Consider the following 226-nt stretch of genomic DNA (forward strand, 5'->3'; position numbering starts at 1 on the left):
CGTCGAGCAGCGAAGCTGATCGATGCGGCGCGCCGGTTGAAGTACCGGTGACCTGCGTAGCAAGACGAGACAAGTTGGATTCTCGTGTGTGATACACACAACTCAAAATTACTGCTTCTTCCAAGATTGGTTCTGTTGGCCACGCCAGTAGAACAACCCTCTTTGCCTGATGACCATAGCGAGTCGGTCCCACCCCTTCCCATCCCGAACAGGACCGTGAAACGAC

General features: G+C 54.4%; 1 rRNA gene. It reads left to right on the forward strand.

Annotation, left to right across the window (positions count from 1 at the left end):
* Positions 1-165 precede the first annotated feature (165 nt).
* A 5S ribosomal RNA gene (gene rrf / locus C5F75_RS37775) occupies positions 166-226 on the forward strand; the annotation flags it as partial.

The organism is Burkholderia anthinoferrum (genome assembly GCF_002925705.1).
In the GTDB taxonomy this organism is placed as follows: domain Bacteria; phylum Pseudomonadota; class Gammaproteobacteria; order Burkholderiales; family Burkholderiaceae; genus Burkholderia; species Burkholderia semiarida.